The 14,883-nt window shown below is 69.7% G+C and carries 15 protein-coding genes and 1 pseudogene; 8 read left to right on the top strand and 8 right to left on the bottom strand.

Annotated elements, in window-relative coordinates:
* The first annotated feature begins 441 nt into the window (after positions 1–441).
* Together Q1K70_RS01345 and Q1K70_RS01340 are read left to right on the top strand one after the other, a co-directional pair.
* Positions 442–813 carry a hypothetical protein gene (locus Q1K70_RS01345; protein WP_300154678.1) on the top strand — a complete coding sequence of 124 codons (372 nt, stop codon included), beginning with the start codon at positions 442–444 and terminating at the stop codon, positions 811–813.
* A gap of 110 nt (positions 814–923) precedes the next feature.
* Positions 924–1,214: a hypothetical protein gene (locus tag Q1K70_RS01340; RefSeq protein WP_300154675.1), complete on the top strand. Its 291-nt coding sequence runs from the start codon at positions 924–926 to the stop codon at positions 1,212–1,214.
* Positions 1,215–1,260: 46 nt separating this feature from the next.
* Here Q1K70_RS01340 and Q1K70_RS01335 read toward each other — a convergent pair whose 3' ends face one another.
* The 8 genes from Q1K70_RS01335 to Q1K70_RS01300 all read right to left on the bottom strand — a co-directional run bounded on the left by Q1K70_RS01335 (position 1,261) and on the right by Q1K70_RS01300 (position 9,716).
* Positions 1,261–3,369, bottom strand: coding sequence for a molybdopterin-dependent oxidoreductase (locus Q1K70_RS01335; RefSeq protein WP_300154672.1), 2,109 nt, complete (start codon positions 3,367–3,369; stop codon positions 1,261–1,263).
* A gap of 159 nt (positions 3,370–3,528) precedes the next feature.
* A complete protein-coding gene (locus Q1K70_RS01330) occupies positions 3,529–3,957 on the bottom strand; it encodes a DUF1772 domain-containing protein (protein ID WP_300154669.1) in 429 nt (142 codons plus the stop codon).
* 17 nt (positions 3,958–3,974) lie between these two features.
* Positions 3,975–5,087 (bottom strand): DegT/DnrJ/EryC1/StrS family aminotransferase, encoded by a 1,113-nt coding sequence (locus tag Q1K70_RS01325; protein WP_300154666.1) that lies wholly within the window; start codon positions 5,085–5,087, stop codon positions 3,975–3,977.
* Positions 5,088–5,135: 48 nt separating this feature from the next.
* Positions 5,136–6,128, bottom strand: a complete 993-nt coding sequence (locus Q1K70_RS01320) for a Gfo/Idh/MocA family oxidoreductase (protein ID WP_300154663.1) — start codon at positions 6,126–6,128, stop codon at positions 5,136–5,138.
* The gene (locus Q1K70_RS01315) at positions 6,125–7,546 is read right to left on the bottom strand and encodes an NDP-hexose 2,3-dehydratase family protein (RefSeq protein ID WP_300154661.1); all 1,422 of its coding nucleotides are present in this window, start codon (positions 7,544–7,546) and stop codon (positions 6,125–6,127) included. Before Q1K70_RS01315 ends, Q1K70_RS01320 begins: the two co-directional genes overlap by 4 nt.
* A complete protein-coding gene (locus Q1K70_RS01310) occupies positions 7,543–7,953 on the bottom strand; it encodes an FdtA/QdtA family cupin domain-containing protein (RefSeq protein WP_300154659.1) in 411 nt (136 codons plus the stop codon). Before Q1K70_RS01310 ends, Q1K70_RS01315 begins: the two co-directional genes overlap by 4 nt.
* The gene (locus tag Q1K70_RS01305; protein WP_300154654.1) at positions 7,937–8,920 is read right to left on the bottom strand and encodes a glycosyltransferase family 2 protein; all 984 of its coding nucleotides are present in this window, start codon (positions 8,918–8,920) and stop codon (positions 7,937–7,939) included. Before Q1K70_RS01305 ends, Q1K70_RS01310 begins: the two co-directional genes overlap by 17 nt.
* A gap of 7 nt (positions 8,921–8,927) precedes the next feature.
* The gene (locus Q1K70_RS01300) at positions 8,928–9,716 is read right to left on the bottom strand and encodes a class I SAM-dependent methyltransferase (RefSeq protein ID WP_300154651.1); all 789 of its coding nucleotides are present in this window, start codon (positions 9,714–9,716) and stop codon (positions 8,928–8,930) included.
* 146 nt (positions 9,717–9,862) lie between these two features.
* Between Q1K70_RS01300 and Q1K70_RS01295 the strand changes: the two genes are divergently transcribed.
* From Q1K70_RS01295 to smpB, 6 genes and pseudogenes are all read left to right on the top strand, one after another.
* A complete protein-coding gene (locus tag Q1K70_RS01295; protein WP_300154649.1) occupies positions 9,863–10,591 on the top strand; it encodes a TIGR04283 family arsenosugar biosynthesis glycosyltransferase in 729 nt (242 codons plus the stop codon).
* A gap of 3 nt (positions 10,592–10,594) precedes the next feature.
* Positions 10,595–11,299, top strand: a complete 705-nt coding sequence (locus tag Q1K70_RS01290; RefSeq protein ID WP_300154646.1) for a TIGR04282 family arsenosugar biosynthesis glycosyltransferase — start codon at positions 10,595–10,597, stop codon at positions 11,297–11,299.
* Positions 11,300–11,361: 62 nt separating this feature from the next.
* The gene (locus Q1K70_RS01285; protein WP_300154643.1) at positions 11,362–12,117 is read left to right on the top strand and encodes a PTS system mannose/fructose/sorbose family transporter subunit IID; all 756 of its coding nucleotides are present in this window, start codon (positions 11,362–11,364) and stop codon (positions 12,115–12,117) included.
* A 160-nt stretch (positions 12,118–12,277) separates the two neighbouring features.
* A complete protein-coding gene (locus Q1K70_RS01280; RefSeq protein WP_300154641.1) occupies positions 12,278–12,601 on the top strand; it encodes an HPr family phosphocarrier protein in 324 nt (107 codons plus the stop codon).
* Between the two features lie 81 nt (positions 12,602–12,682).
* Positions 12,683–14,463 (top strand): annotated as a pseudogene (gene ptsP, locus Q1K70_RS01275) (phosphoenolpyruvate--protein phosphotransferase).
* An 80-nt stretch (positions 14,464–14,543) separates the two neighbouring features.
* On the top strand, positions 14,544–14,883 hold a 340-nt coding region (gene smpB, locus Q1K70_RS01270), incomplete at its 3' end, for an SsrA-binding protein SmpB (protein WP_300154639.1).

Here is a 14,883-nt window from a genome sequence, read left to right as displayed (position 1 = left end):
CGAGCCTGCCGCGAAGCGGCGGCATCGGCAGGCGAAATTCCGCCCCCATCTTCGGTCCGCCAACGCCAACGCCAACGCCAACGCCAACGGCACCGGTGACCGCAGCCTTCCCCGCGCAACCACGCCGGACGGGGGGGCTGGGGGGAGTGACTCCCCCCAGTGGGGTTCGGGGCAACGCCCCGATTCCTCCATGGCCCACGGCGCATGGCTTCGCCTGTGCTTTTCCTTTTTCGGGCGTGGCGTTACAAGGGGAAAAAGCCATCCCCGGGGGTGAAGGTGAAACGGATCGTTTGTGCGGCGCTTGTGGTCTTGTTTGCCGGCGGCGTTTGCGGGGCCGCCTCGCCGCCGGTCCGGACGCAGATCCGGCCTGCGGCTCCGCCCCAGGCGCAGCCGCACGGGGAGCCGGCCCAGGCGGCCGGCCGGGATCAGGGCCGGGAGGCCATGTTGCAGACCATCGGCCTGCTGGCCGGGCAGGGGTTGGTGCTGGGGCACGAGGCCCTGGCCGGGGTGTACGGCCGGTACGAGAAGCGGCTGCTCACCCGGGAGCAGGCGGAGCGCGCGGCTTCGGACCAGATGCGCTATGCCGAATGGGTCATGTCCGCCTTCAAGGACAGGCTCATGCGCCAACTCGGGGAGCAGGAGCGCAAGGACCTGGGGCTTTTGATCGGTTTTTACGAAGTCGAGCGCCAGGCGGCCCAGGCGCTCGTGGCCTACGTCAAGGATAGCGGGTCGAAGAACCGCGAGGCTTTCGAGGCGGCCCAGGAGAGGGTGGCGGCCATCATCCGCCAGATCAGCCTGGGCGGGACGCCTTGAGCGACCGGCTTTGGCGCGGCATCTCTTGCCATTGTCCGGCGAGTATGCAAGAGAGGCAATCGTGGGGGTGCGCTACGCGTCCCGAGCGCGTCGCCCGCTGAGGAGTGGTTATGAACAAATTGCTTTGCCTGTTGCTGCTGGCCGGCATCCTGACGGCTTCCGTGGTCGTCGCGGGGGATGCCGAGGCCCGGCCGCCCTGTCCGCCGGGGTATTTCTGGGACGGGCCGCGCGGCTGCATGCCCATGCCGTACTACCCGCCGCCGCCGGCCTACTATCCGCCGCCGGCCTATTATCCGCCGGCATGTCCGCCGGGCACCTTCTGGAGCGCTGGGGCCTGCCGGCCCGCGCCGCCCGCGCCGGGCGTGCGGGTGTTTCTGCCGCCGATCTACATCGGGCCCTAGTCGCAACGTCTCTTCGCGGCCGCCCGGAGCTTTCCGGGCGGTCGCTTCATTCCCGGGCCACGGCGCACAGCAGGCCTCGCAGCTGGTAGGAGCCGAAGGCCGGGTCGTAGGGCGGCGCGTCGCTGGTCAGCACGTTGGCGTTGGAAGCGAAGGCGTCGAATCCGCTTGCCCCCCGTTCGGGGAACCACCAGCCGTGGTCCAGGCTGACCACGCCTTCCATGATGTCTCCCGTCACTTTGGCCCGCATGCGGATTTCGCCGCGCGGGCTTTTCACGCGCATCCAGTCGCCGTCGACAATGCCATAGCGCGCCGCCGTGGCCGGGCCGAGCTCGGCCGTGGGGTCGGGCCGGCGGGCGCGCAGGCGTTCGATCTGCCGACCGTCGCTGTGGAAGAATTCCGGCCGTCGGGCCCCGGTGGTCAGGACCAGAGGGTACTCCTTGGCCGTTTCCGGCGTGGACACCGGGCTTTCCGGCGGCTCGGCGAAGGAGGGCAGGGGATCGTAGCCCAGTCGGGCCAGGGCCTTGCAGGAAAGCTCCACCTTGCGGCTCGGGGTGCGGAAGCCCTTGTCTAGGTAACGCCGGTAGCGCGGCGCGGCCATGACCATGAAGCGGTCGGCCAATTCGTCGAACGTGAGGCCGAGGGGGGCCAGGCGTTGGTCGAGGATGTCCGTGAGGCTTTCGTGCGCGCCGGGCAGGTCGAGGCGGCGGGCCAGGTCGCTCAATATCAGCTCGTTTTGGCGGCATTCGCCCACGGTCGCGAGTTTTCTGTGGGCGAAGACGGCGCGCGGCGCGACCAGGGGCAGCTCGATGATCTGGTCGATCTCCGGCCAGTAGGCCGAGGGCAGCACGTAGTCGGCCATGGCGGCGGTGGGAGTCAGGAAATGGTCGGCCACGACCAGCAGGTCCAGGGCGCGCAGGGCCTCCTGCACGCCCCGACTGTTGGCGACGGTGGCGAGCGGGTTGTTGCCGAAGACGAGGAGCGCCCGCACCCGGTAGGGCTCGCCCGTGCGCATGGCCCCGAAGAGTCCGGGGATGTGGGCCGAGGGCATGAAGGCGCGAAAGCCGCCCAGGAGCTTGAATCGGTCCGCGCCGATGCGCTTGGCCGGGGCGTCCGGCGGCAGGGCCTGGCGCAGCACGGGATAGGCGGCGACGAGATCGCTGCCGAAGACGTCGGAGCCGGGCGCGTCCAGGTTGCCGGTCAGCCCCCGCAGGAGGGCCACGGCCCGCACGGTTTGCAGGCTGTTGGGGTTCTGTTCCAGGGACACGCCCCATTCGAGGATGGAAGGGCGGTCCAGGGCGTAGCGCCGGGCCGCCTCGAGCATGGACGCGGCCGGCACGCCGGTCACGCCCTCGGCCCATTCGGACGTGGCCGGGGCCACCCGGGCGCGCAGGTCGTCGAAACCCGCGCCGTAGGCCTCCACGAAATCCTTGTCGTACCAGCCTTCCTCGATCACGGCCCGCAGCATGGCCAGGGCGAGCGCCGCGTCCGTGCCCGGGCGGATGGGCAGCCACAGGCCGCAGCGTTTGGCCGTCTCGCTGCGCCGGGGGTCCACGGCGATGCCGTAGGCCCCCTTCGCCAGTGCGTCGCGCACCGGAAAGGCCAGTTCGCCGTCCGGACCCGAGACGAGCGGATTGTGGCCCCAGAAGAGGATGGTGCGCGGCGGCGTGTCGCCGTAGTAGTCTCCGGCCACGAAGCCGCCGTAGGTGAGGTTGGAGACGGTGATGCGCGGGATGAAGCAGTTGGCCAGCCCCGGCTCGTACCAGTTGGGCGTGCCGAAGGTGTTGGCGAAGCGGATGACGTGGAAGTAGTGGTGCCGGCCCGTGCCCTGCCCGAGCGCCACGGATTCCGGGCCGCTCTCCTTGCGGAAGCGGTCCAGGCGGGCGGCGATGTCGGCCAGGGCCTCGTCCCAGGAAACGCGGACGAATTTGCCCTCGCCGCGCCCGCCCGCGCGCTTGAGCGGGTGGGTCAGGCGGTCAGGGTGGTGCATGGCCTCCGGGGTGGACAGGCCCTTGACGCACATGCGGCCGCGGTTAAACGGCGAGCCCGGCCAGGGGCGCACGCGCACGACCTTGCCGTCCGCCACGGTCACCCGGGCGGCGCAGCCGCCGTGGCACACGCGGCAGATGCTGCGAAACTCCCCGTCGCAAAGGGACATGGGCGCTTGTGTCGTAGGAATGGGGAAAGCCTCCGGCGGCCAAAGGGCTTTCGCCCTTTGGAATCCCCTAAAGGGTCAAACCGGGCAAGGATTCCTTGCGCCTTGTTCCGGGTGATCCGGCCGTCGCACGCGGGACATACGTCCCACTGGGACACGACGCTACCGGATCGCGGCGAAAAAGCACAGCACGGCCAGGAACCCCAGGCCGGTGCGCACGCCGTGCAGCAGGTTCCACTTCTCCAGAAGCGCCCGGGTGGCGGCGTCGGCCGCGTCGGGGTCCGTGGCCATGAGCGTCCTGTTGAGGGGCATGATCCATTTGTAGGTCACGACCCAGTTGGCGATGGAGAAAAGCGCGCCCGTGAGGTTGAGCGCGCCGCCGGACCACAGGAGCGCCAACAGGCCGAAGAAGAAGCCGGCCATGGCCAACGAGGCCTGCATCCGAAGCGCCCTGGGGTAGCTGCGCTGCCACTGGACCAGCATGTCGCCGTCCAGGAAGTCGCGCCGGGCCGGGTGCTCCACGAAGTTGATGTAAAAGGCCGCGCCGGTGAAGGCGGCCATGACGGCCAGGGCTATCGCGGTGAATTCCATGCGGTCTCCTTCGTCGGCTATTCCCCGAGGGCGGCCAGGGTGTCGCGCAGGGCGGCGATGGCCGTGTCCTGTTCGGCGTCGGAAAGCGACGGGTACATGGGCAGGGAGAAGATCTCCCGGGCCGCCCGCTCGGTCTCGGGCAGGTCGCCCTCCTTGTAGCCCAGATGGGTGTAGCCCGTCATGGTGTGGATGGGCCAGGGGTAGCTGATGTTGCAGTTGACGCCGCGTTCCTTGAGGCGGGCCAGGACGGCGTCGCGCTTGGGGTGGCGGGCGACGTAGAGGTAGTAGGCGTGGCTGTTGCCGGGGGCGGTGGCCGGCAGGATCAGGGACGTGCCGGCCAGGGACGCGTCGTAGCGGGCGGCCAGTTCCCGGCGGCGGGCGATGTAGCCCGGCAGGTGCTTGAGCTTGCCGCGCAGAATGGCGGCGTGGATCTCGTCCAGGCGCGAATTGAAGCCGTGCTCCAGGGCGTAGTAGGTCTTTTCCATGCCGTAGAAGCGAAGCCTTTTGAGCCTGGCCGCCACGTCGTCGCGGCTGGTCAGCACCATGCCGCCGTCGCCGTAGGTTCCCAGGATCTTGGTCGGGTAGAAGGAAAAGGCGGCGGCGTCGGACATGGACCCGGCGACGCGGCCGTTTCGCGTCGCGCCGTGGGCCTGGGCGCAGTCCTCGACGACGGTCAGGCCGTGGCGGTCGGCCACGGCCTGGACAGCTTCCATGTCCACGCACTGGCCGAAGAGGTGCACCGCGATGACGGCTTTCGTGCGCGGGGTGACGGCCGCTTCGAGCCTGGCCGCGTCCATGAGATACGTGGCCGGGTCGATGTCCACGAAGCGGGGCGTGCCGCCGGCGCTGACGATGGCCGAGACGGTCGGCACGGCGGTGTTGGAGACGGTGATCACCTCGTCGCCGGGCGCGATGCCGCATGCGAGCAGGGCCAGCATGACGGCGCTCGTGCCGTTGTCGCAGCCCACGCCGTGCTTCGCGCCGCAGTAGGCCGCGAACTCCTCTTCGAAGGCGGCCACGTGGGGCCCGAGAATGAGCTTGCCCGAGCCCAGCACGTCGGCGACAGCGGCCATGATCTCCTCGCGCTCGGCCTCGTATTCCTTCAAATATCCCCAAACATTGACTGCCATGGCATCTATCCTTTCAGGTTGCGGCAATGTGAAACATACCCGCCGGGGCTAGGCCCCTGTCGGGGAGGTCCAGGAGGGGGTCACCCCCTCCTGGCCGCCGGAGGCGCTCTTCCGCAGCATCTCCAGCGTCCCGGCGTCGTCCACCAACGCCTCGAGCAGCTCCTGCCTCCCTTCGCCCGTGCCCATGGCCGCGAAGGCGCGACCGAAGAAGGCGGCGAAGGCGTCGGCGGCGGGGACCGTTTCCGTGCGCGCGCCGGCCGGGGTGTTGAGGGAAAGGGGCAGGTCGGCTCCGGGCGGCGGGGTGAAGGCCCGGTCCATGGCGGCGGCCAGCCCCGGCCCCAGGACCTCCAGGCGGTTGGCGTAGCCGGTGTCGAAGCCGAAGGTGCCGGCGAAGCTTTTGCCGCCGGGGTAGAGGAGCAGGCAGGCGAAGGCGGTCTCCACGGCCGGCCCGTGCGAGAGAATCCGGCAGAAGGCGGCCTCGGGGGGCTGGCCGAAGAGCACGCGGCCGGGGCTCGCGGCATAGGGGCCGAGGTCGTAGAGCGCGCCGCCGCCGCATTCGGGCCGGTGGCGGAAATTGCCCGGCGGCAGCGGCGGGAAGGAGAACACGGCGGAAATCCGCGTCGGCGCGCTGCCGGCCGCGGCAAAGGCTTGGCGCAGGGCGGCCAGGCGCGGATGGTCGGCCCAGACCGTGGCTTCGGCCAGGACCAGTCCCTTTTTCGTGGCCAGATCGGCGGCGCGCGCGGCCGCGGCCTCGTCCGGGAAGGCCGGCTTGTCCACGATCACGTGGCGGCCGTTTTCCAGCGCCGCCATGGCCAGGGCGGCGTGGCGGCTGTTTTCCGTGGTGACGTAGACGGCCTCGGCATGGCTGTCCCCGATCGCGGCCAGGGCGTCGTCGCGCCGGGCGACGGGCAGGGGGACCTCGCCCGGGGCGCGCCGGCCGCTTTTCGAGGCCACTTCCACGGCCGTGACGCCAAGGCCGGGCAGGCCGGGCAGCACGCGCCTGAAGAAGATGTCCGAGCCGCCGCAGACCAGGAGCTTCATTGCGGGTTTTCCTCGGCCCCCAGGCAGGCCAGGAGGTTTCGGGCCTCGATATTGACGTGGCCGTGGCGGGCCATGCGCCACAGCTGCCCGAGGGTCAGCCAGATATAATGTTCGGGGACCGGCGGTTCCTGCCCGGGCGGGATCTCGACGATCATGTAGCGGTTGCAGAAGTGGTGGAAGCGGCCGCCCTCCTCGGACTGGACCGCGTCGTAGCGCACCATGCCCCGGGAGGCGTCGAGGAAATGCTCGAGAAAGCGCGGCGCGCAGACTCGGTTGGCCCGGGCGGCCACCTCGGAGCAGGCCACTGTGGGGCCGATCTGCATGCCATCGCGGTTGCCGGGCTCGAGGCTGCCCCGGGCCAGGAAATGGAGCGTACCGCCCTGGCGTTGGCACAAAAAGCCCACCAGCCCTTCGCCCTGGTGGTGCAAAAGCGGCTGGGACCAGCGCGTGGCTTCGCGGGTGCGGGCTTCGACGTCCACGCCGATGACGGAGAAATACAGGCCCGTCTCGTGGAAGATGGCGTCGTCCGTCACCTGCCAGCCCCGCAGCCCGTCCAGGGGCAGGGGCGTGACCTGCATGGCATGGCGGGCTTTCCCTTCGGTCAGCCAGGTCATGATGGCGTCCATGGAGTGGCGCTCCCGGTCCGAGCGGCAAAAGGACAGGTAGGCGTCGCGGCGGAAACCGCCGACGCCGTCGAGCAATCCGTAGTCCGGCGACTCGTCCGGGTCGGACATGGGGATGAGCGACACCACGGTGCGGGCGTCCATGTTGACGATGTTGTCCCGGGCGAGCAGGGACTTGATCTGGCCCAGGGTGAGCCAGCAGAAGTCCTCGTGGGCCGGCACGTCGTGGTCGACCTGCACGACCATGTTGCGGTTGCGCTTGTAGAGGAACCGCGCGCCCTGCTCGGGCTGGAGCTGGTCGAGGAGCACCCGGGCCCGGCCCGGCTCGGCGAAGTATTCGAGGTAGCGGGGGGCGTGGCCGCCGTGGACCCGGGAATAGTTGCTGCGCGTGGCCTGGACCGTGGGGGAGAGCTGGAGCACGTTGACGTTGCCGGGCTCCATCTTGGCCTGCATGAGGAAGTGCAGCACGCCGCCGATCTCCCTGGCGAGCAGGCCCAGGATGCCCACCTCGGGCTGATTGATGATGGGCTGGTCCCAGGAGGGGACGGGTCCGAAGTCGGTTCGCGCCCGGATGCCTTCGATGGTGAAGAACTTTCCGGAGCGGTGCCCCAGGCGCAACGGGTCCTGGAGGTAGATCCACCGGTCCAGGGCCGTGAGCGGCACGCGTCGCACCGTGAAGCGGTCGCGACGGTCCTTGGCGGAAAACCAGGCCATGACCGCGTCCATGTCGGCGAAGACGCCGGAAAGCGCCCGGCAGGAGCGCGAAAACGACAGTCTGGCGCGAGCCGAGCTCATGGCCGGGCGACGGCCTCCAGGTAGGCCGGCAGGGAACGGATGACGCCGGCCGGGTCGTAGCGGGCGCTGGCCAGCACCAGGCAGACGGCGTCGGGGCTGATGTCGCGGATGTCGAGGAAGACCATGGCCGGCAGATAAAGGCCCTGGCTCGGGTCGTCAAGGACGTAGGAGGCGTGGCCGAGGCCGTCGGTGAGGTCCAGGCGCAACGAGCCGGCCACGGCCAGGATGCACTGCTCGGTGTCGCGGTGGGCGTGTCCGCCCCGGTCGGCGGTCATGCCATGCATGTAGAAGACCCGGGCCACGGGAAAGGGCACGTGCCGGCCGCCTTCGATGACGGAAAGCGCGCCCCGGTCGTCGCGTATGGTGGGGACGCCGACGCGGCGCACGGCCTCAAGCCTCGGGATCATGGCCGGCTTCTCCGCACGGGCGGGCGGGGCCGCCGTGGATTTCGCGCACCACGAACTGGGGGGCGCGGTTGCATTCGAGCAGGGTGCGGCCCACGTATTCGCCGACCAGGCCGAGCATGAGGAGCTGTATGCCGGAAAAGATGATGATGGTGATATAAAGGGTGGTCCAGCCCGTGGGCAGCTCCACGCCGAAGAGCTTTTCCAGCAGGCTCCAGACGGCCATGACCAGGCCGAAGCCGGCGATGCAAAGGCCGAGCACGGCGGAAAAGCGCAGCGGAGCGATGGAGAAGTTGACGAACATGGTCAGCCACAGGCGCATGAGCTTGAACAGGGTGTAGCCCGACTGGCCCGCCTCCCGGTCGCGATGCTCCACCTCCACCTGGCCGATGTTGCTCGTGGTGCGCAGGATGAGCCCGTCCACGTAGGGGGCCGGGCCGGCGTAGCGCGTCACCTGGTCCACCAGGAAGCGGCTGAGGCACTTGAAGCTCGAAAGGTACAGGTGCGGCGGCTTGCCGAGCAGGGAGGTGGCCACCTTGTCGTTGAACAGGCTCCCCCAGTTGCGAAGCCTGCCGTGGCGTTTCTCCCGGAAGGCGGCGTAGACCACGTCGTAGCCGCCCGCAACCGTTGCCGCCAGCAGTCCGGTCACCTCCTCCGGCGGATTCTGGAAGTCGTCGTCCATGACCACCACGTAGTCGCCCCGGGCCTGGTTGAGGCCGGCCATGACCGCGTTGTGCTCGCCGAAGTTGCGTGCCAGGCGCAGGTAGGTGACGCGACCGGGAAAGCGCCGGCAAAGTTCCAGGCAGACGTCGTGGCTGCGGTCGCGGCTGCCGTCGTTGACGAGCACGATGTCGGTCTCGGGCGCGGGCGGCGCGGCCAGAAGCGTCTGCGTCAGCCGACCGATGGTGGCCTCGGCGTTGTACACGGGAACGACCACGGTCAGGGATGGGGACGGGGAAGTCTGTTGCATCGGCGGTCTATGTCCGGGATTGGCGGTTCGGCCGCGAGGCCGCCAGGGGGGCGCGGGCCACGGCGAAGACGGAAAGCCCCACGGGCAGGGGCAGGCCCCAGTCCACGGTCAGGATGTTTTCGAGCCGGCGAAGGCCGGCCAGGGCGGCGTTGACCGCCGGCGGCAGCGGGGCCAGGTCCGACCGGGGCGGTCGGCCCGGTCGCGGTCGCCGTCGCCACAGCCGCACCAGGGCGGCGGCGGGGAAAAGCAGGGTGTTGCCGTAGGTCAGGCGCTGCGTGGTAAAGCCCGCCTCGGCCAGCAGCCCGGCGAGCTGGGCGCGCGTATAGCGGCGCACCACGCCCACGGCCCGGTCGTGCTCGCTGTAAAGCGCCTGGAAGGCCACGATGTTGCAGACGAGCCGGCCGCCCGGGACCAGCACGCGCCGGCAGTCGGCCAGAGCTCGCGGCAGGGCGGCGGGGGGCAGGTTGGCCAGCACGTCCAGGGAGAGCACGACGTCGAAGGAGGCGTCGGCGAAGGGCAGGGCGGCGGCCGAGGCCCGGGTCAGGGGAAAGGGGCCGCGCCGTCCGGCCAGGGCCAGGGCCGTGGCCGAGAGGTCGAGGCCCGTGACCGCGTGGCCGTCGGCGGCCAGAAGCGCGGCGACCTTGCCCGTGCCGCAGCCGGCGTCGAGGATGCGCAGAGGCCTGCCCGCCTCCCGGCGGCACAGGGCCACGGCGCGGCGCACCTGGTCGTGCAGGCCCCGGTACCACCAGTGGGTTTCCTCGGCCGCGCGCATGACGGCGTATTCGGCTTCAAGCATGAGGACGCAGCCGAAGGTGCGGGCGGGCGACGACGCGCTTCCCGGGCACGGGGTTACAGTTTGTGGACATGGGCCGCCAGCCTAGCGGTTTCGTCGAAAAAAATCTATTGCAGCTTCGCACGGGCAGGGGCCCGAACGAGGCTTGCATGACTGCAACGCGAGGCGCACGACCCTTTTTCTCCGTGGTGATTCCCGTTCTCGACGAAGCGGCGGGCATCGACGCCGTGGTCGATCACGTGCGCGTGGTCAGTTACGGCGAGGACGTGGAGATCATCGTCGTGGACGGCGACCCGTCGGGATCGACCCTTGCCGCATTGACCCGGACCGGCGTCACGGGCCTGACGGCGTCCACGGGCCGGGCACGCCAGCAGAACGCCGGCGCGGCGGTCGCCGCCGGGAGCAACATCCTGTTCCTGCACGCCGACACCCGCCTTCCGGCCGGGGCGTTGCGGGCGGCCGGCGCGGCCCTCGACGCCGGCGCGGCCCTGGGCGCGTTTTCCCTGTCCATCCGCTCGCCCAGCCCCTGGCTGCGTCTGGTCGCCGCCGGAGCCACCCTGCGTTCGCGGCTTTTTTCCCTGCCCTACGGCGACCAAGCCTTTTTCCTGCGCCGCGAGATATTCTGCGCCCTGGGCGGCTTCCCCGACGTGCCGCTCATGGAGGACGTGGCCCTGGCGCGGGCCGTGCGCCGGGCCGGCGGCCGGGTCCGCGTCCTGCCGCAGCGCGTCGTGACCTCGGCCAGGCGTTACGAGGCGGAAGGGGCGCTTAAGGCCACGGCCCGCAACCTGGCCCTGCTGGCCCTCTACGAACTCGGCGTGCCGCCGGCGCGCCTGGCCCGGTTCTACCCGGCCGGCCCCGGCAAAGACACGGGGATCTAGCCCGTGGCGGCGCGGCTTCTTGTCATGCTCAAGGCCCCCATACCGGGGTTGGTCAAGACGCGCCTGGCCGCCGCCGTGGGCGAGGAAGCGGCCCTTGGGGCCTACGTGGCCATGGCCCGAAACGTCCTGGCCGCCGCGTCCGCCTCGGGTCTGCCCACGGCGGTCTGGTACGCCCCGGCCGGGGAGCGGGCGCTCATGGAGGATTTCTGCGGGCCGGGCGCGACGCTTTTTCCCCAGGCCGAGGGGGACCTCGGCGCGCGCATGGCCGACGCCTTCGCCCGGACCTTCGTCGCCGGGGCCGGGGCGGCGCTGCTCGTCGGCGGCGACCTGCCGCTGCTCGACGGGCCGCTTCTGGCCCGGGGCGCGGCCCTGCTGGGGGAGGCCGAGGGCGTGCTCGGTCCGGCCCTGGACGGCGGGTACTACGCCGTGGGCTTCACCAGGGAAGGCTACGTCCCGGAAGTCTTCGCGGACATGCCCTGGAGCGGGCCCGAGGTCTTTTCCCGCACGCGCGAGCGGCTGGCCCGGGCCGGCCGGCGCACGGCCCTTTTGCCCGAACTCCCGGACTGCGACACCGTGGACGACCTGCGCCGCCTGGCCCGGGAGCCCTGGCGGTCGCGCCTGGCCGGCACGCCTTTCGGCGCGTTTCTGGCGGCCCGGACCGGCGATCCGTTTGACCGCGACCCCGACAATCGTTTATCCGTACCCTGAACGCATGAGGGGGCGCGGCCGGCGCGGGCGAGGCCCGCCGCGCGCCGGGAGGCGGTGCGCCTTTGGCGGAATTACGCGGAGAGCTTAAGACCAGGACGCTCGTGTCCTGTTTTTTGCGTTGCTACCTGATCGGGGCGGCGTACAACACCCGGGGCCTCCAGCACGTGGGCCTGGCCTTCGCCATGGAGCCCGGGCTCGTGGCCCTGTACCCGGATCCGGCGCAGCGCGACAAGGTCTTCAAGCGCTACCTGGACCTGTACAACACCCATTTCTTCTGGACGCCCCTTTTGGTCGGCCTGTTCCTCTCCCTGGAGACGAAGATCGCCCGGGGGCTGATTCCGGCGGAAATGCTTGACAACGTCAAGACCACGACGGCATTCACCCTGTCCGCCATCGGCGACACGTTTTTCTCCGCCAGCATCATGGGCCTGTGGGGGCTGTGCGCCGCCTGCCTGCTGGCCGCCGGGCAGTACGCCGCCCTGGGCGTTCTGGCCGGCGGGCTCTTCGCCGCCGTGCAGGTATTTAAAGCGGTGACGTTCCGGGCCGGCTACCACGAGGGCTTCCACGTGCTGCGCCGGCTCAAGCGCTGGGACCTGGTCAACCTCGGCCGCAAGGTCAAGGTGGCCAACGCGGTCCTGCTGACGGTTTTCTGGATTCTGGCCAAGCCCATGGGAAGCCGGGCTTCCCTGGCCGACGCGGTGCTGGTGGCGGTGCTGGCCGCCTGGGCCGCCACCCGGCCCTCGGTGTCCCGGGAGATCGCGCTTCTGGCCCTGGCCGCCGGCTGGGTCCTGACGCGCTCCATGTGGCCGGCCTCGTAGCGACCGAGCCGACGAAAAACATATCCGCTTTTTGTCGGCGGGAACGTATGGATGCAAGACGTGCCGCATCCCGGCGCAGAGCCGGGAACGACCGGAAGCGACACGAGGGCCGGCGTATGCCCGGGATGCCCCGGGCCAACCTCCGCAGACGCGGTGGACAATGAGCAACGAGACGCACGAAACGGCCGGTTCGGCCCAGGAAGACGTCGCGGTCAGCGGCGACGGGTTCGCCCTGCGGGTGCGGGTGCTCAACGAGCAGGGCCTGCACGCCCGGCCGGCCGCCCGCCTGGCCCAGGAAGCGCAGAAATTCGCCTGCGACATCTCCCTGGCCATGGGCGACGAGGTCGTGGACGCCAAGAGCATCCTCGACATCCTGACCCTGGCCGCCGGCCATGGCAGCGAACTGGAGCTGCGCGCCGCCGGGCCCGAGGCGCGCGACGCCCTGGCCCACCTGGGAACGCTCATCCGCAACCGGTTCCGGTAGGCGTCGTGGGCGCGCCGCTTGGACCAACGCACCGTCCCGACCCGGCCGCCAGGCCGGCCGGATGCGAGGACCGACCCAGACATGGACACCCTTAAAGGCATACCGGTTTCGTCCGGCATCTCCATCGGGCGGGCGTTTTTCCTCAACCGCTCCGGAGTCGGCCCCCTGCCGCGCCAGGCTCTGGCCGAGTCCCTGACCGCGTCCGAGATCGAGCGCCTGGACCGGGCCTTCGAGCAGTTCAGGCGCGAGATCGAGCAGGCCAGGGACCGCATCCCGGCCGAGCTCAAGGAACACGCCCTGATCCTCGACTCCCACCTGATGATTTTAAAGGATCCCAAGCTCGCCGGCGCGGCCAGGAAATACATCCAGTCCCTGCGCATCAACGCCGAATGGGCCCTGACAAGGCCGTGGACGACCTGGAAAAGGCCTTCGCCGCCCTGGACGACCCCTATTTCCGCGACCGCATCCAGGACGTGCGCACCGTGGCCGGCCGCGTCCAGGCCAGGCTCGCCGGCCAGTCCGCCGAGGTCCGGGCCATCGAGAACCGGGTGGTGCTCATGGCCCACGACATCTCCCCGGCCGACACCGCCACGCTGCAGACCGACAAGATCATGGCCCTGGTCACGGTCCAGGGCGGCAAGACCTCGCATACCGGCATCTTGGCCCGAACCCTCGGCATCCCGGCCGTCATCGGCGTCACGGAGCTGGAGTCGCGGGTGCGCGACGGCGACCTGGTGGTGGTGGACGGGCTTCGCGGCGTGGTGGTGCTGACCCCCTCCGACGAGGAACTGGAGCGCCTTTCCGACCTCAAGTACCAGTTCGAGGCCTACCAGGCCGGCATCATGCGCGGCTGCCACCTGCCCGGCGAGACCATCGACGGCTACCGGGTCAAGGTCAAGGCCAACATCGAGATGCTCGAGGAAGTGCCCGCCGTGGTCAATAACGGCGGCGAGGGCATAGGGCTCTACCGCACCGAATATTCCTACATGAACCGGCCCAAGCTCCCCACCGAGGACGAGCTCTACGAGGAATACCTGGACCTGGCCTCCATCATGTCGCCAAGGCGGGTGACCCTTCGCACCCTGGACGCCGGCGCGGACAAGTTCGTCTCCACCCTGGGGGTCCTGGACGAGCGCAACCCGGCCCTGGGGCTTCGGGCCATACGCCTTTGCATGCGTCACCGCGACATCTTCAAGACCCAGGTGCGGGCCATGCTGCGGGCGTCCGTGGCCGGGAACATCTCGGTCATGTTCCCCATGATCTCGGGACTGCGGGAGATCCGCCAGGCCAAGGCCCTGCTCGCCGAGGCCAAGGCCGAGCTGCGCCAGGAAGGGGCGCGCTTCGAGCCGGAGATGCCCGTCGGCATCATGATGGAGCTGCCCTCGGCCGTGATGATCGCCGAGGTGTTGGCCCGGGAAGTGGACTTCTTCAGCATCGGCACCAACGACCTCATCCAGTATTCGCTGGGCATCGACCGGACCAACCGCTACGTGTCCCACATGTACCAGCCCCTGCACCCGGCCGTGGTCAGGAGCATCAAGCACGTGGTCGACGCCGCCCACCAGGCCGGCATCGAGGTGAGCCTGTGCGGCGAGATGGCCTCCGACCCCTTTTGCGTGCCCATCCTCATGGGCATGCAGATCGACTGCATCAGCCTCACCCCCCAGGCCATTCCCGGAATCAAGCGCATCATCCGCCAGGCCACCATGGACGATTGCAAAAAACTGCTTAAATTGGTCCTCGAAAGCCCGTCGGTCAGCCGGACCAACGCCCTGGTCCAGGAGACCATCTTCCGGCAGTTCCCCGACGAACTGATGTTTTACTCCTCTTTGCTCGACCGCGAGGAGACGCCGGCCCATTGACCGGTTCCGCCTCGGCCCGTACGAAGGGGCCGACGCGGGGCAGGGCCGCACCGCCGCCGCGCGGGCGGCCAAAGGAAGCCATGACAGCCAAGGAATCGGGCGAGAAGCTCGTCGCCCAGAACAAGAAAGCCCGGCACCTTTACGAATTTCTCGAGAAATACGAGGCCGGCATGGTGCTCGTCGGGTCCGAGGTCAAATCGCTTCGTGCCGGACGCATCAGTTTCAAGGACGGCTACGTCAGGATCACGGGCGACGAGGCTTTTTTGACGGGCGTGCACATCGCGCCGTATGAAAACGCCGGTTACGCCGGGCACGAGCCCGAACGGCCGCGCAAGCTCCTGCTCCACGCCGCCGAGATCCGGGCGCTTCGGGCCAAAGTGGAGCAGAAGGGCCTCACGGTCGTGCCCGTGAGGGTGTATT

This window comes from Solidesulfovibrio sp. (assembly GCF_029978005.1).
Lineage (GTDB): Bacteria > Desulfobacterota > Desulfovibrionia > Desulfovibrionales > Desulfovibrionaceae > Solidesulfovibrio.
This window is presented reverse-complemented; position numbering and strand designations above follow the sequence as displayed.